The 17,675-nt window shown below is 66.9% G+C and carries 13 protein-coding genes; 7 read left to right on the forward strand and 6 right to left on the reverse strand.

The window, feature by feature from the left end:
• Positions 1–23 precede the first annotated feature (23 nt).
• The gene (locus KU887_RS16915) at positions 24–1,088 is read right to left on the reverse strand and encodes an acyltransferase (protein ID WP_006495941.1); all 1,065 of its coding nucleotides are present in this window, start codon (positions 1,086–1,088) and stop codon (positions 24–26) included.
• Positions 1,089–1,556: 468 nt separating this feature from the next.
• On the opposite strand from KU887_RS16915, the gene KU887_RS16920 reads away from it, so the two are divergent.
• The 3 genes from KU887_RS16920 to KU887_RS16930 are packed head-to-tail and all read left to right on the forward strand — an operon-like array spanning position 1,557 to position 7,721.
• On the forward strand, positions 1,557–3,749 hold the full coding sequence (locus tag KU887_RS16920; protein WP_080323714.1) for a hypothetical protein: 2,193 nt from the start codon (positions 1,557–1,559) through the stop codon (positions 3,747–3,749).
• A gap of 40 nt (positions 3,750–3,789) precedes the next feature.
• Complete coding sequence (locus KU887_RS16925; RefSeq protein ID WP_006491256.1) at positions 3,790–5,256, forward strand: flippase; 1,467 nt, start codon at positions 3,790–3,792, stop codon at positions 5,254–5,256.
• Positions 5,253–7,721 (forward strand): glycosyltransferase family 4 protein, encoded by a 2,469-nt coding sequence (locus tag KU887_RS16930; RefSeq protein ID WP_258256834.1) that lies wholly within the window; start codon positions 5,253–5,255, stop codon positions 7,719–7,721. The genes KU887_RS16925 and KU887_RS16930 overlap by 4 nt, the downstream gene beginning before the upstream one ends.
• A 382-nt stretch (positions 7,722–8,103) precedes the next feature.
• Here KU887_RS16930 and KU887_RS16935 read toward each other — a convergent pair whose 3' ends face one another.
• On the reverse strand, positions 8,104–9,279 hold the full coding sequence (locus KU887_RS16935) for an acyltransferase (RefSeq protein WP_062885430.1): 1,176 nt from the start codon (positions 9,277–9,279) through the stop codon (positions 8,104–8,106).
• 216 nt (positions 9,280–9,495) lie between these two features.
• On the opposite strand from KU887_RS16935, the gene KU887_RS16940 reads away from it, so the two are divergent.
• Complete coding sequence (locus KU887_RS16940) at positions 9,496–9,639, forward strand: hypothetical protein (RefSeq protein ID WP_006479318.1); 144 nt, start codon at positions 9,496–9,498, stop codon at positions 9,637–9,639.
• 230 nt (positions 9,640–9,869) lie between these two features.
• On the forward strand, positions 9,870–10,757 hold the full coding sequence (gene galU / locus KU887_RS16945) for a UTP--glucose-1-phosphate uridylyltransferase GalU (RefSeq protein ID WP_006482949.1): 888 nt from the start codon (positions 9,870–9,872) through the stop codon (positions 10,755–10,757).
• Positions 10,758–11,129: 372 nt separating this feature from the next.
• Here the strand turns inward: galU and KU887_RS16950 are convergent, their stop codons facing one another.
• Positions 11,130–12,248, reverse strand: coding sequence for an acyltransferase (locus tag KU887_RS16950; RefSeq protein ID WP_048986912.1), 1,119 nt, complete (start codon positions 12,246–12,248; stop codon positions 11,130–11,132).
• A gap of 266 nt (positions 12,249–12,514) precedes the next feature.
• Between KU887_RS16950 and KU887_RS16955 the strand changes: the two genes are divergently transcribed.
• Together KU887_RS16955 and KU887_RS16960 are read left to right on the forward strand one after the other, a co-directional pair.
• Entirely contained in the window at positions 12,515–12,964 is a 450-nt protein-coding gene (locus KU887_RS16955; protein ID WP_006492882.1) for an HU family DNA-binding protein, read from the forward strand.
• Positions 12,965–13,232: 268 nt separating this feature from the next.
• Positions 13,233–14,024 (forward strand): AadA family aminoglycoside 3''-O-nucleotidyltransferase, encoded by a 792-nt coding sequence (locus KU887_RS16960; RefSeq protein ID WP_200064324.1) that lies wholly within the window; start codon positions 13,233–13,235, stop codon positions 14,022–14,024.
• Between the two features lie 148 nt (positions 14,025–14,172).
• Here KU887_RS16960 and KU887_RS16965 read toward each other — a convergent pair whose 3' ends face one another.
• From KU887_RS16965 to KU887_RS16975, 3 genes are all read right to left on the reverse strand, one after another.
• Positions 14,173–14,646 carry a VOC family protein gene (locus KU887_RS16965; RefSeq protein WP_006488901.1) on the reverse strand — a complete coding sequence of 158 codons (474 nt, stop codon included), beginning with the start codon at positions 14,644–14,646 and terminating at the stop codon, positions 14,173–14,175.
• Positions 14,647–15,037: 391 nt separating this feature from the next.
• Positions 15,038–16,198 (reverse strand): porin, encoded by a 1,161-nt coding sequence (locus KU887_RS16970; RefSeq protein WP_006488818.1) that lies wholly within the window; start codon positions 16,196–16,198, stop codon positions 15,038–15,040.
• A gap of 416 nt (positions 16,199–16,614) precedes the next feature.
• A complete protein-coding gene (locus KU887_RS16975) occupies positions 16,615–17,568 on the reverse strand; it encodes a YihY/virulence factor BrkB family protein (RefSeq protein WP_112750679.1) in 954 nt (317 codons plus the stop codon).
• Positions 17,569–17,675 lie beyond the last annotated feature (107 nt).

Below are 17,675 nucleotides of genomic sequence, written 5' to 3' on the forward strand. Positions count from 1 at the left end.
GTAGAAGCAATGGATGATGAAATTCAGGCGGTCGTGCCGGCGGCGGCCGGCACCGCGCGGCGCGCGGGCCCGCGCGTCAGGCGCCGTTCGAAGCCGTACCAGCTCAGGGTCGCGTACGCGAGCGTGATCGCCAGCGCGAGCGCGGCCGTGACGAAGCGGTTCAGATGCAGCGGCCACAGCGCGTACAGCACGCTCAGGTGGATCAGGTAGACGGTGTAGCTGACGGTGCCGACGTAGACGAGCATCGGGTTCGTCAGCACACGCTGCACGAGGCCGCGGCCGCGCAGCGCGATCACGACGATCGACGTGCACAGCAGCAGCGAGATGCTGTAGAGCGCCGCATTCGACATCGGCGTGTTCGCGGCGCGAAAGCGCGGGAACGACAGGTGCAGCCAGCCGAGGATCGCGAGCGACACGAGCGCGCCGACGATCGCGAGCGGGTAGAACGGCTCGAGCGCGCGCCGGTCGCGGCGCAGCACGATCGCGAGCAACGCGCCGGCCGCGAGCAGGTCCATCCGGAACGGCGTCAGGTAGTAGATCGGCCAGAACGAATCGAACCACGGCGTCGCGATCGCGCGCAGCACCGGCGCCGCGACGATCAGCGCGGCGGCGACCCACAGCAGCGCGCGCTCCGAGCACCACAGCACGACGAACGGCCAGAAGATGTAGAACTGCTCCTCGACCGCGAGCGACCACAGCACGTTCAGGCTGTCATGGCCGATGCTGCCGAGCGACAGCCCGATATTGGTCGAGAAAAACGCGAACCACGGCCAGTGCGGCAGCCAGCTCGCGCCGAACAGCAGCGTCGACACCACCAGCAGCAGCACGTACGGCGGCAGGATGCGGCGCACGCGGCGCGCATAGAAGTGGCTGAAGTACGACTGTCCGCGCGCCTTGCGATCGAGCAGGATGCCGGTGATCAGCAGGCCGCTCAGCACGAAGAACAGATCGACACCCATCCACAGCGGCGCCTTCAGCGCGTGCTGCAGGAACACGGCGCCCACCGCGATCGCGCGCAGCCCGTCGAGCTGCACGATGCGGCCGTGTTGCGGCGGGGCGAGGTCGGCGGGGCGTGCCAGGGCCGTCATCGCGCGGCTCCTTCACGACCCGCATCCAATGCGTGTACGTATTGCATGCCTTTTAATGGAATATGGAATCGAAATCGATTCTAGGGAAAAGAAATCGGTAAAAAAACGCGCGTCATTTATCTGGCGACAAATATTCAAATGCCGATTATTGCGATCGCGAGATGAAAGGTTGGCGCCCGGGCGGGCCCGATGGGCGGTGCGGGGCGGAATTTTCTACGTGGTGGCGCGGGAAAGGCGGTCGTTATTGCCGTTTCCGCGCGCCATTTACTCGCTGTTCCGGTTCGATATTTCACGCGGAAACATCCCCAAATATTTCCAAATTTCTTGTGATTATTTTTGCTTGTAACCTGCATCGCGACGTTTGAAACCCATTTAGCGACAGCGCGCATCCGCGGCACTCCGTGGCGGCGCCGGTCGCTGTTGCATCAAGTCTGGAGAAGCGCATTGCGACGTCTGATTCTGGTTGGCATGACGGTATGCGCGGCGCTGCTGACGAGCGCCGTGCCGGCCGAAACGGTGTTGCCCGCGACGACGTCGTGGATCGGCAACACGTTCGGCTATGGCGACGGCTCATGGACGCAGATCGACATCCGCGCGATCGCGGTGACGCCCGAGGGCAAGGTGTATACGAATGCGCCGTGGGACGAGAGCGGCGCCGAGGCGAGCGTCTACCAGGACGGGAAGATGCTCGGCTTCGCCGGCGGCACGCACGGCTGGGGCAATCTCGGCGGCAACGCGATCGCGGTGAACAGCAAGTACGCGTATGTCGCGATCGGCGTCGGCAACGAGCGCGGCCACTTGCAGGCGCCCGGCATCTGGCCGGACAAGGGCAAGCAATGGTTCGGCATCTCGCGACGCACGATCGGCGACATGAAGCAGCCCGCGCCGTTTCGCGCGGCGCCGCAGGTCGCGCCGGGCGGCCGCGCCGACGCCGGCCGCGCACGGATGGCCGCCAGCTTCATGATGATGAACGAGGTGCCGGCGCCCGCGCGCTCGGAAGTCGGCGAGGCGAAGGCCGAAGTGGGCGGCCTCGCGGCCGACGACAAGACGCTGTTCGCGACCAATCCGTCGCGCGACGTGGTGGATGTCTATGACGCGGAGACGATGCAGCAGAAGGGCACGTGGAGCGCGCACGAGCCGGGCCGCATCGCGCTCGCGGGCGACGGCACGCTGTGGCTGCTGACCGATACGCTGGGCGGGCCCGCGCATCTCGTGCACGTGCGGGCCGACGGCCGCAAGCTCGACGACGCGCCGACGCTGCCGGAAGGCACCGACGCGGTGGACGTGGCGGTCGACGCGAAAGGGCGCGTGCTGATCGCGGACAACGGGCCGCGCCAGCAGATCCTGATCTTCTCGAAAGGCGGCAACGGCTATGCGCCGTCCGGCACGCTCGGCGAACGCGGCGGCATCTTCGCGGGCCCGGTGCCGGGCCGGCCGGGGCCGCAGCGTTTCAACGGGCTGACGGGCGTCGGTGTCGACCGCGCCGGCAACATCTACGTGTCGATGAACGGGATCGGGCCGCGCCACGACACGATCGGCGCGGGGCTCGGCGCGGTGCTGGAAAGCTACACGCCGGACGGCAAGCTGCGCTGGCAGGTGCAGGGGCTGCTGTTCGTCGACGGCGCGTGGCTCGATCCCGCACGGCCGAACAGCGTGTACACGGGCAACAAGCGTTTCGAGCTCGACCTGTCGAAGCCGCCGGGCCAGGACTGGAAATACGCCGGCTTCCTGTCGAACCGCTTCAAGTATCCGGACGACCCGGTGTTCCACACGGACCAGTATCCGGGCATGCCGATCGCGCGGCGCGTGGACGGTCGCACGTTCCTGTACCTGACCGACATGTACGCGGATCACCTGAAGATCTACCGCTTCGACGCGAAGCGCGACGGCGAAGTCGCGATTCCGTCCGGCCTGATCGCGGGCCGTGCGCGACCGGTCGACAAGGTGCCGAACAAGCCGCCGGGCGGCGACTGGCTGTGGCGCGACGCGAACGGCAACGGCCGGATCGATGCCGACGAGTCCGAACTCAACACGACGGGCAAGGCGAAGGCCGGCGGCTGGGGCTGGTGGGTCGACACGAAGGGCGACATCTGGCGCACGAGCGACGTGCGCGGCATCCACCGTTTCCAGTACGGCGGCGTCGACAAGGCCGGCAACCCGATCTATTCGTACGACAAGGTGACGACCTACCCGATGCCGCAGCCGTTCACGCAGCTGCGTCGCGCGATCTACGAGCCGCAGACCGACACGCTGTACGTGACCGGCTACACCGCCGACGCGCCGCCGCAGCCGGGCATCAACAAGGAAGTCGGGCGCGTGCTGATCCGCTTCGACAAGTGGTCGACGGGCTCGCCACTCGCGCGCTACCAGGTGGCGCTGCCGTGGAAGCTCGACGCGAAGCCGATCTTCGACCTGATCGGGATCACGGTCGAGGGGCGCTACCTCTTCACGGTGGAGCCGGTCGGCAAGATCCACGTGTACGACAAGGAAACCGGCAAGGAAGTCGGCGTGATGAGCCCGGGCGCCGAGGTCGGCAAGGCGTCCGGCTGGGTCGACGTGCCGTTCGGCATCAGCGCGTTCCGGCGCGAGAACGGCGAGTACCTGGTGTTCGTCGAGGAAGACGCGCGCGGCAAGGTGCTGATGTATCGCTGGAAACCGTGACGGGCGGCGCGCCGTCGTCGACGTCACTCAAGGCTCAAGCATGGACAAAGGCATACTCAAGAACGTTTCGATCAACTTCATCGGGCTGATCCTGCCGACCTTCGTGTCGCTGGTGACGGTGCCCGCGTACATCCACGCGCTCGGCGTCGAACGCTACGGCGTCGTCAGCCTCGTATGGACGCTGATCGGCTATTTCGGGATCCTCGATCTCGGGATGAGCATGGCCGCGCAGAACCACATCTCGAAGGCGCTCGCGAGCGGCGACGCGGACGAAAGCGCGCGCGTGTTCTGGAGCGCGTTCTGGCTGAACCTCGGCACCGGCATCGCGGGCGGGCTGCTGATCTATTTCGGCGCGTTCGTCTACACCGCGTATTTCACGAAGGTGTCGGCCGCGATGCAGCACGAGGTGTATCTCGCGCTGCCGTGGCTCGCGCTCGCGATTCCGCTCGCGAACGTGTCGTGGGTGTTCGCCGGCGCGATCAACGGCGCCGAACGGTTCGGCGTGTTCAACACGAACCAGACGATCGGCACGTTCCTGTTCCAGCTGCTGCCGCTCGCCGCCGCGTGGTGGATCGCGCCGAACCTGCAGACGGTGCTCGCCGCGGCCGTCGTCGCGCGGCTGATCGCGGCGGTGATGCTCGGGCAGGCCAGCATCAAGGTGCTCGGCATCCGCCGCATCGATCCGCCGCAGTGGGGCACCGCGAAAGGGCTGTTCAACTTCGGCGGCTGGATGCTGATCGCGAGCACGACCAGCATGATCGCCGACACGCTCGACCGCGTGATGCTCGGCGCCGGCATGGGCGCGAAATTCGTCACCTACTACACGGTGCCGCAGAACCTCGTCACGCGCCTGAACATGCTGCCGAACGCGCTGGTGCGCACGCTGTTCCCGCGGCTGTCGGCGGTCGGCCGCGATCATGCGGATACGCTCGCGCGCCAGTCGCTCGAGTTCCTGAACGGCGTGTTCACGCCGGTCGGCATCGTCGCGATCTTCGCGCTCGCGCCGTTCCTCACGCTGTGGGTCGGCGCCGATCTCGCCGCGCATTCGGCGCCGGTCGGCCGCGTGCTGGTGATCAGCGTGTGGCTCGTCGGCCAGGCGAGCGTCACGCGCATCCTGATCCAGTCGCAGGTCAACCCGGCCCGCGCGGCATTCGCCGGGCTCGTCGAGATGCCGTTCTTCGTCGGCGGCCTGTGGTTCGGCATTCACCACTTCGGGCTGATCGGCGCGGCGGTGGTCGTCGCGGCGCGCGCGCTCGTCGACTACGGCGTGCTGCTGTACCTGTCGGCGATCCGGATGCGCGCAATCGTGCTCGACATGCTCGCGCATCTCGCGTTCCTGCTGGCGAGCCTGTTCCTGGCGCAGGCGTGGCCGGGGCTCGGCGAGTCGATCGGCATGTGCGCGGTCGTGCTGGTGCTGAACGTCGCGTGGTCGCTCACGATGACGCCGGGGTTGCGCGCGCTCGTGCGCGACCTGTTTGTCCGTCTCAATGCGAGGAAAACCATATGAATCGCGATCTGGCGGAACACGCCGTCCTGAATCTCGCCACGGCCGATGCCGCCGTGGCCCACCCGGGCGACGCCGCCGCGCTGCACCGCGCGGTGTCGGCCGAGTGCGCCGGCGCGCGGCAGCCGGCGCGTGCGCTGCGCGTGGCGATCGTCCACGACTGGCTCGTCACCTATGCGGGCGCCGAGCGCGTGCTCGAACAGATCGTCGCGTGCTTTCCCGACGCGGACCTGTTCAGCCTCGTCGATTTTCTCGACGACCGCGCGTTCGTGCGCGGCAAGCCGGTGACGACGTCCTTCATCCAGAAGCTGCCGTTCGCCCGCACCAAGTACCGTAGCTACCTGCCGCTGATGCCGCTCGCGATCGAGCAGCTCGACGTGTCCGAGTACGACCTCGTGATCTCGAGCAGCCACGCGGTCGCGAAGGGCGTGCTGACCGGGCCGGACCAGGTACACATCAGCTACGTGCATTCGCCGATCCGCTATGCGTGGGACCTGCAGCATCAGTATCTGGAGCAGTCGAACCTCACGCATGGGCCGAAATCGCTGCTCGCGCGGATGATCCTGCACTACATCCGCAACTGGGACACGCGCACCGCGAACGCGGTGGACGGCTTCGTCGCGAATTCCGCGTTCATCGCACGGCGCATCAGGAAGGTCTATCACCGCGACGCGGCGGTGATCTTTCCGCCGGTCGACGTCGACGCGTTCTCGCTGAATGCGGTGAAAGAGGAGTTCTACCTGACCGCGTCGCGGATGGTGCCGTACAAGAAGATCGACCTGATCGTCGAAGCCTTTTCGCGCACGCCCGAGCGCAAGCTGGTCGTGATCGGCGACGGCCCCGAGATGCAGAAGATCCGCGCGAAGGCCGGCCCGAACGTCGAGATCATGGGCTACCAGCCGTTCGCGGTGCTGCACGACCGGATGCGGCGCGCGAAGGCGTTCGTGTTCGCGGCCGAGGAGGATTTCGGCATCTCGGTCGTCGAGGCGCAGGCGTGCGGCACGCCGGTCATCGCGTACGGCAAGGGCGGTGCGCTCGAAACCGTGCTCGACCCGCAATCGAACCTGCACCCGACCGGCCTCTTCTTCGACGAACAGACGCCGCAGGCGATCGTCGCGGCCGTCGACGATTTCGAGCGCGCGCCGCAGCGCTTCACGCCGGACGCGTGCCGCGCGAACGCGGAGCGGTTTTCCGCCGACACGTTCCGGCGGCGCTTCCTCGACTACGTGGAGCAGGCGCTGCCCGGCTCGACCGCGCAGCGCGGCACGGCCGCGCCTCTGCCGGCCGCGCGCGGCCCGGCGACGCTCGTGCTCGACCAGAGCGGCGTGCTCGGCGGCGCCGAGCTGTCGCTGCTCGAGATCATGAAGCACATGCGTGCGAACGCCGACGTGCTGCTGTTCGCCGACGGTCCGTTCCGCGCGGCGCTCGACGAGATCGGCGCGCGCGTCGACGTGGTCGAGCAGGGTGCGCTCGCGGGCGTGCGCAAGCAGGGCGGCGTGTCGTTCGGCGCGGTGAAGCAGCTCGTGCGGCTGGTGCGCGACGTCGCGCGGCGCGCGCGCCGCGCCGAGGTGATCTACGCGAACACCCAACGCGCGATGGTGGTCGCCGCGCTCGCCGGGCGGCTCGCGCGCAAGCCGGTGGTCTGGCACCTGCGCGACATCGTCAGCACCGACCATTTCGGCGGCAAGCAGTTGAAGGCGATCAAGTATTGCGCGCGGCTCGGCGTCACGCGCGTGATCGCGAACTCCGATGCATCCGCGCAAGCGTTCCGCGCGCTGACGGGCTTCACGCCGCAGCACGTCGACGTCGTGTTCAACGGCATTTCGGCCGAACCGTTCGACGCGCTCGAAGGCGTGAGCCAGGCCGCGCTGCGCGCGCGCCTCGGGCTGCCCGCGGACGCCTGGCTGGTCGGCTCGTTCAGTCGTCTCGCGCGCTGGAAGGGGCAGCACGTGCTGCTGGAGGCCGCCGCGCGGCATCCGGACATGCACGTGGTGCTGGTCGGCGCGCCGCTGTTCGGCGAGGACGACTATGCGGCGCAACTGCACGAATACGTCGCGCAGCACGGGATGGACGCGCGCGTGCATTTCCTCGGCTTCCAGCGCGACGTGGCCGCGTGCATGACGGCGGTCGACGTCGTCGCGCACACGTCGATCACGCCGGAGCCGTTCGGGCGCGTGATCGTCGAGGGGATGCTCGCGCGCCGGCCGGTCGTCGCGGCGCGGGCGGGCGGCGTCGTCGAGATCATCGAGGATGGCGACAACGGGCTGCTCTGCGAGCCGGGTAACGCGGCCGCGCTGGCCGATGCGCTGGCGACGCTCAAGCGCGACCGCGCGCTGCGCGAGCGGCTCGTCGCGAGCGGGCGCGCGACCGCGGTGCGCCGGTTCGGGACCGAAACCTACGTGGAGCGGGTCGAGAAGATCCTCGCGGATACGGTGAAGGCCGCCAAGGCCGCGAACGCGAAGAAGTAGCAGCTGGCGCGAGCCGGCGGCAAACGGGCCCCCATGCGGTGTCGTGCTGCGTGGGGGCTTCGCTTTTCAGCGGGCGAGATGTCTGGTGGTGGCGGACGGGCGGGCATGCACGCCGACTCCACATGAGGCGCGAGCATGGCCGATCGTCATCTGAAACCGGGAGCGGGCCATCGGCAACGTGAAGCGGGCAGGCGACACCGTTGCAGTCGTGCTGCAGCAACCCCGCAGAGACGGCTTACGCGGGTCGTGGCGCGGTCGGAGAGCGGCAGGCTGCCCGTCCCTTGTCGAAGCGGCCCGCGACCGCGCGCCGGCCGTGAAAAAGCCCCCGCGCGGCGAGACGCCGCGCGAGGGCTGCGAAACCGGACGGGCCGGCCTGCTTGGGTCAGACGGCCTGTTCGGGCGTCGACGCAACGACGCGGGCGGCGCGGGTCGGCTTGAAGCTGGCCGACCACGTCATCGCCGGCCGTTCGAACATCCGGTAGAACAGGTACGCCACCGGGATCGCGACGGCCATGAACGCGAACGACGGCCAGATCGACAGTTGCAGTTCGGAATGGAACAGCACCGAGCCGAGGCAGACGAACAGCGGCAGGTGGACCAGGTACAGCGAGTAGCTGAAGTCGCCGAACCAGCTCAGCACGCGCAGCGGCGGCGTCGGGCGCGGCGGGCGGGCAAGCGCGCGGTACAGGAAGCACGCGAAGCCGGCCGACCACAGCTGGAACGCACCGTACTGGCCGACATGGAACGCGCCGCAGCCGGCGGCCAGCAGCACGGCGGCCGCGACGTACCACGCGCGCGACGGCACGACGGCCGTGCCGCGCGATTGCTGCGCGCGCACGTCGGCGATCCATGCGCCGATCGTCCAGGACAGCCAGTACGACGTGAAGAACTGCAGGTCGTGCCGTTCGAGCAGCCACGCCGACGCGACGTTGACGAGCGCGACTGCGGCCACGACGGCCGGCATCCCGATGCGCCGGCGCAGCGCGAACAGCAGCGGGTAGACCGCGTAGAACTGCACTTCGAGCGACAGCGTCCACAGCGCGCCGTTCGACCCGTACGTGTAGCCGGCGACGCCCTGCAGCGAGAACAGGTTCACCAGGAACGCGACCAGGCCGACGTCGCGGATCTTGTGGCTGACGGGCTCGATCTGCAGGCTGACCGCGTCGAGCGCGAGCGTGAACAGCAGCGCGGCGAGCAGCACCGGGTAGATGCGCGCGAAGCGGCGCACCCAGAAGTTCGGCGCGTCGAGCCGGTATGCGGGGTTGGCCGCGAGCTTGAGCGCCGCGTTGCGGTGGATGCAGTAGCCGCTGATCACGAAGAAGATCGGCACGCCGGCGGAGCCCCACGCGAACGGGAAGGTCAGGTAGCCGGCGATCACGCCCGGGCTCAGTGCATGACCGTAAGCATGATGGAAGCTCTGCATGCCGACCCAGACGACCTGGCGGCAGTGGAAATAGGCGACGAGCAGCGCCGCGAAGCCGCGCATCGCGTCGATCACGTGTTCCTTGTGGTCGGCGACGGGCGGCGCGGCCAGAGACGATCCGCTGAAAGCTTGCATGCGATTCGATTCCTTGCGACGGATGGACGGGAAGTTTCATCCAATCGTAATGCGCAAGAATTCGGTCAATGAATAAAAAAATCTCGCCCGGAAATATCGGTATTCCACATCATGGAGTTATCGCGACCTGAAAGCGGCTCGTCGAGGGGGCGAATTATTTGCCGATTTTTTTCTGATAGTTTGAAGCTCCAGTTGATTGATGCAAGGAGCGGCAAGATGGACATGCATTGGATCGCGAGCGCTGCAGTACTGTTGGTCATGGCCGTGCTGTCGGCGTACCGCGAGGCGCTGAAGAACGAACCGATCCGCCCGGGCCTCGAACGGGGCGGCGTGCCCTATATCGAGGAATTCGAATCGTAAGCATTTGTATCCGGAAAATCGGTAATTTGTTTCTGCCTCGGCAATCGGTCCGGCAATATCGACCGAATTGAAACGATTATATTTTTTTCGGAATCATTGGGCAATCAGTTCATATCGAAAATGAGCGGAGTGGAATTGGCCGTACCGTCGATTCTCGATATGCCGTTCGGAACACAATCGCGCCGGGTCGCAGGTCGACGCGGCGCAGTCAACGCAATCAGGATGCGAACATGTTGAAAGTCACCAAGGCCGTGTTCCCCGTTGCCGGTCTCGGCACGCGGTTCCTCCCGGCAACGAAGGCGAGCCCGAAGGAAATGCTGCCCGTCGTCGACAAGCCGCTGATTCAGTACGCGGTCGAGGAAGCGATCAACGCCGGTATCACCGAGATGATCTTCGTCACCGGGCGCAGCAAGCGCGCGATCGAGGATCATTTCGACAAGTCGTACGAGATCGAGGCCGAGCTCGAGGCGCGCGGCAAGGAAAAGCTGCTCGAACTCGTGCGCGGCATCAAGCCGAGCCACGTCAACTGCTTCTACGTGCGCCAGCCGGAAGCGCTCGGCCTCGGCCACGCGGTGCTGTGCGCGGAGAAGCTGGTGCACGGCGAGCCGTTCGCGGTGATCCTCGCCGACGACCTGCTGCACGGCGAACAGCCGGTGCTCAAGCAGCTCGTCGACGTGTTCGACCACTATCACAGCTCGGTGATCGGGGTCGAGACGATCCCGCGCGAGGACAGCCGCTCGTACGGCGTCGTCGAAGGCCGGGAGTGGGAAGAGGACATCATCAAGCTGTCGGGCATCATCGAGAAGCCGGCACCGGAGGATGCGCCGTCGAATCTCGGCGTGGTCGGCCGCTACGTGTTCATGCCGACGATCTTCGATCATCTGCGCAAGCTCAAGCCGGGCGCGGGCGGCGAACTGCAGCTCACCGACGCCGTCCAGTCGCTGCTCGCGAACGAGCAGGTGCTCGCGTATCGCTACTACGGCACGCGCTTCGACTGCGGCAGCAAGCTCGGTTATCTCAAGGCCACCGTCGAGCTCGCGCTCCAGCATCCGGAAGTGAGCCGCGAATTCGAGGCGTACCTGCGTACCTGCTTGCCCGCGCTGGCTGCCGTCGCTTAAAGCGGCCGCGCGCTCCGTCGTTTCAGGTGGTGGTTGTTCCGTTGGCCCCGGCCGCTCGCGCGCCGGGGCTTTTTTGTTTGCGCGGGCGCGAGCGCAGGGTGCGCGACGTCGGCACGCGGTGCCGGGCAGGTGTGCGGGGTGCAGGCGCGCGACGCGCGACGCATGCCGGTGAGGCGGGACGTCGCGCGTGAAAGCGGTGCCGAAGCATGCGTCGCGTGACCGGATCGGTGGAGGGATTGCGCGGCATGCACGTCACTCGCGTGGGTGTCGCGCGATGACGCGGTGTCGGCCGACATGCCGCCGGTCGCCGGGCGTCACCGGTATCGACGCATTCCCGTCCGGCTTCCGCCGCGCGCCGCGTCCACGCGACGCTCAGCGCGGCGACGCGCTCGGCTGCGCGGCGAAGTGCCGGGCCAGCAGCGCGGCGATCGGCTTCTTGAAGTCGAGCAAGCGCTTTTCGAGATAACGCCAGGACAGGTGCGCGAGCAGCACGGCGAGCGCGAATTGCAGCAGTTCCGGCGTCGCGTCGCGGACGATGTCCGGCATCGGCACGTGCGCGAAGGACGCGGGCAGCACGCCGAAGCGCGCCGGAATCAGGTTGTGGAACAGGTAGAAGCCGTAGCTGATCGTGCCGAGATAGGCAAGCGGCGCCCAGTCGAGCAGCGCGACGACGGGATGCTCGGGTGCGCTGACGATCCACAGCATCAGCGCGCCGAGCGACACGGACAGGCCGAGATCCGCGAGCCCCGCGACCGCATCGGGCAAGGTCGTGCAGGCGGGCAGCGCGAGGAAGAATGCGACGCCGGCCGCGCCGAGCCAGCCGGGCGGTACGCGGCGCGCGGCGGCCGCGCCGCGATCGGCGAGCGCCATCGCGCCGACGCCGCCGAGCGCGATCAACGCGAAATTCCACGGGGAAAACGCGTAGATCAGCACCGGCGACGCGTCCGACAGGTAGAGCGCGAGATGCGCGAGCGCACACAGCGCGACGGCCGCGACGCCGAGCGCGACGTGTCGCGCGGCGGGCACCGCGAGCAGCGCGAGCGGTGCGATCAGATAGAACTGCTGTTCAACGGCGAGGCTCCAGAAATGCGACGTGGAGCCCGGCCAGCCGTCCTTGACGACGCCGATCCAGTAATTCGACAGGAACACCGCGTGCCAGGCGAGCCCGAGATTGACGCCGCGCTGGTAGAACAGCGCGTGCGCGATCGCGAGCGCGGCGAGCAGCAGGTAATACACGGGAAAGATCCGCAGCGCGCGCTTCGCGAGAAACAGCGCGAGCGCGTGGCGGCGCGTCATGGTGCCGCATTCGACCGCCTGACGGTTGCGATGCAACTCGCCGACGATCAGGAATCCGCTGATGAGGAAAAACGTCCACACGCCGAGCTTGCCGACGTCGACGGCAAGGACATGGCCCTTGTGGGACAGGAAAACGAGGATGACGGCGAGGGCTCGCAGGCCGTCGAGTCCTTTGACGTATCTGACTTCGCGCATGGAGGCATCCGGGCATTGAGCGCGCCCAGTATAGGTGCGCAAATATCGAACGTAATTCGCGTTCGGCTTGTTTGAGCCCATACGTACACGCGTTTTTTCATGCTCGAGTGTCGATGAAGTCGGTCGCGCGCAACAAAACCTGCGGGAAACCCCGCGAAAACGCATAAAAGTACTGCACGAAGCGTCAAGGCGCTTGTAGAATCCGGCGTTGAAGCGCGCGCGTTGCACGCTTCGTGTATCCAACGACCACACCTGGTAGGAGAAACATGGCGACTTCCGCAAAAAAGGTGGCCAAGAAGGCTGCCGCACCGGCGACCAAGAAAGTGGCTGCCAAAAAGGCTGCGCCCGCGAAGAAAGTAGTGGCCAAGAAGGCTGTCGCAAAGGCAGCACCGGCTGCTCCGACGCCGCTGAAGGACAAGTTCACGAAGGCATCGCTCGCAACGCACATCGCTGAGCGCGCGGCTGTCGAAGTGAAGGCGGTCAAGGCAGTGCTCGCCGCACTCGAGAACGTCGTGCTGGGCTCGGTTCACAAGAAGGGCGCAGGCGAGTTCACGCTGCCGGGTCTGCTGAAGATCACGGCACAAGTCGTGCCGGCGAAGAAGAAGCGCTTCGGCAAGGATCCGTTCACGGGCGAAGAGCGTTGGTTCCCGGCGAAGCCGGCCAGCGTGCGCGTGAAGGCACGTGCGCTGAAGAAGCTGAAGGACGCGGCAGCGTAATGCCGCGCAACGACTGCCGAATGCATGTCGGCAGCCGTTGCAGTGTCCCGAGATCCCCGTACGCGAAAGCGTGCGGGGATTTTTATTGCGTCGCGCAAAGCGCGCGGCGGCGAACGGATCGCCCGGCGATGCCGGGTTTGGCCGACGCACGATGTGCGGCGGATCGCAAGTCGCGCATCCGCATCCGCATCGCCGAGCCGCGAGTTTCATTCGCGCGCCGCGTTGTTGCCGCGCGTTCCGTCGCGAGCGCATCGCGAGATTTGTCATCGTGACGGACGACACCCCGCACGACATCGCCGCACAGGTCGCCGCCGCACGTGTCGTGATCGAACGGCATCTCGGCGCGACGCTGGAAGCGATCCACCTGTTCGGATCGGCGCTCGACGGCGGCCTGAAACCGCGCAGCGACATCGATTTGCTGGTGACGGTGGCGGTGCGCCCGGACGAAGCGGCGCGACGCGCGCTGATGTCGGACCTGCTCGGTGCTTCTGCGCCGCCCGGTTGCAGCGGCGGCATGCGTGCGCTGGAGGTCACGGTCGTCGCGCACGGCGACGTGGTGCCGTGGCGTCATCCGGCGCGACGCGAGCTGCAGTTCGGCGAATGGCTGCGCAGCGACCTCGACGCCGGCATCGTCGAGCCGCCGCTCGTCGATCACGATCTGGCCATCCTGCTGACGAAGGCGCGCGAGCACAGCATCGCGCTGGTCGGCCCGCCCGCGGACGTGCTGTTCGAGCCGGTGCCCGCGCGCGACTTCGTCGCCGCGCTGCTCGCTACCGTGGCGCAGTGGCAGGCGGAACCCGACTGGCGCGACGACGCGTGCAACATCGTGCTCGCGCTCGCGCGCATCTGGTATAGCGCCGCGACCGGCAAAATCGCGCCGAAGGACGTCGCCGCGGCGTGGGTGCTGGCGCGCCTGCCGGACGCGCACCGGCCGGTTCTGGCGGCTGCGCGTGCGGCCTATCTCGATGGTGACGCAGGCGCGGCGATCCTGTCGGGCGAACCGCTGGCGGAATTCATCGGCTACGCGCGGCGGACGATCGAGTCGATGCTGTCGGCGTAGCAGTTCGCGCCGACGATGCACGCTACCGGTTTGCCGGCCGGCCGCGGATAGCGAACGCTCGCGAGCCGGCGGCATGCGCGCACCGTCGAGCCGAGCGCGTGCACGCGACCCGGCGCGGCGTCACGCATGCGCGGCCCGGTGCGCCGGGTCAGCCCGCGGTGCCCGCAAAGGCGGCCTTCAGCGCGGCGTCGTCGAACTTGGTCATCTGCATCATCGCCGCGGCCACGCGCCCCGCCTTGACCGTGTCGCGGTCGGCCATCATCGGAATGAGCGCTTCCGGAACGATCTGCCACGACACGCCATAACGATCCCGCAGCCAGCCGCAGCCGTCGGCCGTGCCGCCGTTGTCGAGCAGCGCGCTCCAGTAGCGATCGAGTTCGGCCTGGTCCGCGCAGCTGACGAGCAGCGAGATCGCGTGGTTGAACGTCTCCGTGCGCGGGTGGCTCATCGCGAAGAACGGCTGCCCGAACAGCTCGAATTCGACCATCCGCGTGCCGTCGGTGCCGGGCACCGCCGTGACGCGCACGATCCGCGAATCCGGAAAGATGCCGGCATAGAAGGCCGCTGCTTCTTCGGCTTCCGTCGAATACCAGAGAAAAGGCGTGATCTTCTGAATCGTCATGACGAATCTCCTGTCTGTATGGGTCCGGGGCAAACCACGTGCCGCCATCGATACGACGGACGACGCCCGCCGAAATCGACACGCGGCGCGAACCAATCCCGCATCGGTCGGGCCGGGCGGTGCCGGCAGTGCGGATGTTAGTCGTCCTTGGCGGAAACGGCGAGCTCTCCGGGCCGTGGAAACCGGGTTGCGCGGGCATGGCAGCGGCCAGGGGCCGCTGCCGACCGGCCGACCTATGTCGGGCCCGGCTGTCGCGCGGAGGCCGTGCAGACGCTGCCGGCCCGCGAGCCGGAGGCGGACGAAAAAAAGCCAGCCGCGGCCGAAACCGGGGCTGGCTTTCCAGGTCGGCGACAAGGCGTCGGAGACGCCATGCACACCGGAAACGTACTTCTTAGAACTTGTGGCGCAGGCCGAGTGCGACGATTTCCTGCGAGCTCTTGCCGGCGATGCCGTACGAGCCGATCGACGCTTGCGCATCGCTGCCGTCTGCGTTGTGGCCGCTTGCGTGCTGGTATGCGCCGACCAGGTACACGTCGGTGCGCTTCGACAGCGAGTAGTCCGCGCCGAGCGAAACCTGGTGGTACTTGGCGTTGTTGTCGCCGCTACCCTTCGTGTAGATGTAGCCGAGGCCGAGCAGCAGCGGTGCCGATGCCTGGTACGTGACGAAGCCGCGACCCGTGTTGTACTTCTGGTTCGTGCCGAACGTCGACGCGCCGTCAGCCTTGTACTGGGCGTTGCTGTAGCCTGCACCGACCGTCACCGGGCCGAATGCGTACTGGGCTGCCACTTGCGCGATGCCGATCGACGTCGACGACGTGAACGCGTTGTTGATGAAGGTCGTGCCCGAGTCGCCGTCGAAGATTGCGTCCGACGTACCGGTCCAGCCGCTACGCTTGCCGGCCGTGAGCGCCGATGCGTTGTTCGCGTGGAAGTAGCCGGCAGCCACGCCGAGCGGGCCGTTGTTGTAGGCTGCGGCTGCGGCCCACGTCTGACCCTTGCCGGTCGAGCCGGCGACGCCGCCGAGTGCGTACATGCCTTCGAACTGGAGGCCGGCGAACACCGGGGACGTGTATTTGATCGCGTTGCTGACGCGCAGGCTGTTGTCGTTGTTGTCGACGTCGCCCGGCGTGGCGAACACGCTGCCGAAGTAGTTGTCAGCCGTGACTGCCTGAACCAGGTCGACCAGCGGGTCGTACTGGCGACCCAGCGTCAGCGTACCGTACTGGTCGCTTTGCAGGCCGACGAACGCCTGGCGGCCGAACATGCGGCCACCCTGGCCCAGTGCGCCCGATGCCGAGTTGAAGCCGTTTTCCAACTGGAAGATCGCCTTCAGGCCGCCACCGAGGTCTTCCGAACCCTTCAGGCCGAAGCGGCTGCCTTGCAGGTTGCCGCTACCCATCGACCACGAATTGTTACCTTGACCGGCGTTACCGTGAACGTACGTGATCGACGTGTCGATCACACCGTAGAGCGTCACGCTCGACTGAGCCTGAGCGGCGCCAGCGGCGCCCAGCAGGGCGAGCGAGAGGGTCGAGAGAGCAAGTTTCTTCATCGTTGAGTTTCTCCACGCAAGTGATTCATCGTTATTTGTTGCGGATTGGAGAATAGCTCAGTGCCATACACGCAAGAAAGCTTAAAAAATAAAGTGTCTCGAAAAGGTAACAGCAGGAAAAAGTCCATATATATCAAGCACATCAGGCACTGTTCCTGTTTATGAAATAGTTGACAATTGCTGCGGTGCGATTGTTTCAATCGCTGATGCATATGGCGGCAGACCCCCTGTTTCGGCCCGTTGCAGCAAGGAAATGAGGGTGTGCAAACGTTTGCGGTTGCAGGTGCATGCACGCCGACGTGTCAGGCAAGCGTCGACGCCGCGCGAATGCGCGGCGAACCACGGGGTTGCAAGCGAGCGGGAGGGTGTGCCGGGTACGGGCGGGATCGATGCGCGGCCGTCTTCGGCGGGCTGAATCAGTCGTCGCGCGGGCGATTCGCGGCGGGATCGGGCCGAGCGGCGCGAGTCGCTTGAGCGGCCGCGGCCGGCGCCGGATTCGCGGCCGGCCGATGCGCGTCGCCGCGGGCGGCCGCGAATTCCGCGCCGAGCAGCAGCACGATCGCGGAGAAGTACAGCCACATCAGCAGGACCGCGAACGACCCGGCCGCGCCGAACGCGCTCGCGGTGCCCGCATGCGCAAGATACAGCGCGAACAGCTTCTTGCCGCCGGAAAACAGGATCGCGGACACGATGCCGCCGATCGCGGCGTCGCGCCACGCGACGCGCGCGTCGGGCAGGAACTTCATCAACGACGCGAACGCGGCCGCGAGCACCGCGATGCCGACGAAGAACTGCACGACGTTCGTGACGACCACGTACGGCGAATTGCCCAGCAGCCAGGTGCCGATGAAGGTGATCGCGGTGTCGAGCACGAGCGACACGATCAGCAGGAACGCGACGCCGAGCACGAGCCCGAACGAGATCAGCCGCACGCGCACCAGCCCGAGCATGCTCGACCAGCGGCTTTCGGTGGCCGGCCAGATCACGCTGAGCGCCGCGCTGAGCGACGCGAACGTGGCCGACGCGCCGATCGCGAGCGCGGCGAACGAGATCAGCGTGGCGATGCCGCCGCGTTCGCCCGCGCGGTGCGCGTTCTGCACGATCGTCTGGATGCTGGCGGCCGCGTCGTCGCCGATCAGCTGATGCGCCTGCTCGAACACCTGGCCGCGCGCGGCGTCGTCGCCGTAGAACCAGCCGGCCACCGCGATCACCATCACGAGGGTCGGCGCGAGCGAGAACGCGGAGAAAAACGCGATGCCCGCGGCCATCGCGGAGCAGCGGTCGGACGAGAAGCGCTTGAACGCGGTGAGGGCCCAGTTGGCCTGCTGCTGGGCGAGACGGGTGGCTTCTGAAGTGATCTGTCGTTTCATGACGGTTCGGTTGCGCGCGGAACGCGGATCATCGCAGGTTAATCGGACATATCGGTATTGATCCGAGGATTCGATCATAGTTGCCTGAACTGTCTATAATTCCTTTC

The organism is Burkholderia sp. EMB26 (assembly GCF_024730645.1).
Lineage (GTDB): Bacteria > Pseudomonadota > Gammaproteobacteria > Burkholderiales > Burkholderiaceae > Burkholderia > Burkholderia cenocepacia.

What these genes read in the sequence shown, in the direction of transcription:
- KU887_RS16915 (WP_006495941.1), bottom strand. Translation starts at nt 1,088, where the DNA reads ATGACGGCCCTGGCACGCCCCGCCGACCTCGCCCCGCCGCAACACGGC.
- KU887_RS16920 (WP_080323714.1), top strand. Translation starts at nt 1,557, where the DNA reads ATGACGGTATGCGCGGCGCTGCTGACGAGCGCCGTGCCGGCCGAAACG.
- KU887_RS16925 (WP_006491256.1), top strand. Translation starts at nt 3,790, where the DNA reads ATGGACAAAGGCATACTCAAGAACGTTTCGATCAACTTCATCGGGCTG.
- KU887_RS16930 (WP_258256834.1), top strand. Translation starts at nt 5,253, where the DNA reads ATGAATCGCGATCTGGCGGAACACGCCGTCCTGAATCTCGCCACGGCC.
- KU887_RS16935 (WP_062885430.1), bottom strand. Translation starts at nt 9,279, where the DNA reads ATGCAAGCTTTCAGCGGATCGTCTCTGGCCGCGCCGCCCGTCGCCGAC.
- KU887_RS16940 (WP_006479318.1), top strand. Translation starts at nt 9,496, where the DNA reads ATGGACATGCATTGGATCGCGAGCGCTGCAGTACTGTTGGTCATGGCC.
- galU (WP_006482949.1), top strand. Translation starts at nt 9,870, where the DNA reads ATGTTGAAAGTCACCAAGGCCGTGTTCCCCGTTGCCGGTCTCGGCACG.
- KU887_RS16950 (WP_048986912.1), bottom strand. Translation starts at nt 12,248, where the DNA reads ATGCGCGAAGTCAGATACGTCAAAGGACTCGACGGCCTGCGAGCCCTC.
- KU887_RS16955 (WP_006492882.1), top strand. Translation starts at nt 12,515, where the DNA reads ATGGCGACTTCCGCAAAAAAGGTGGCCAAGAAGGCTGCCGCACCGGCG.
- KU887_RS16965 (WP_006488901.1), bottom strand. Translation starts at nt 14,646, where the DNA reads ATGACGATTCAGAAGATCACGCCTTTTCTCTGGTATTCGACGGAAGCC.
- KU887_RS16970 (WP_006488818.1), bottom strand. Translation starts at nt 16,198, where the DNA reads ATGAAGAAACTTGCTCTCTCGACCCTCTCGCTCGCCCTGCTGGGCGCC.
- KU887_RS16975 (WP_112750679.1), bottom strand. Translation starts at nt 17,568, where the DNA reads ATGAAACGACAGATCACTTCAGAAGCCACCCGTCTCGCCCAGCAGCAG.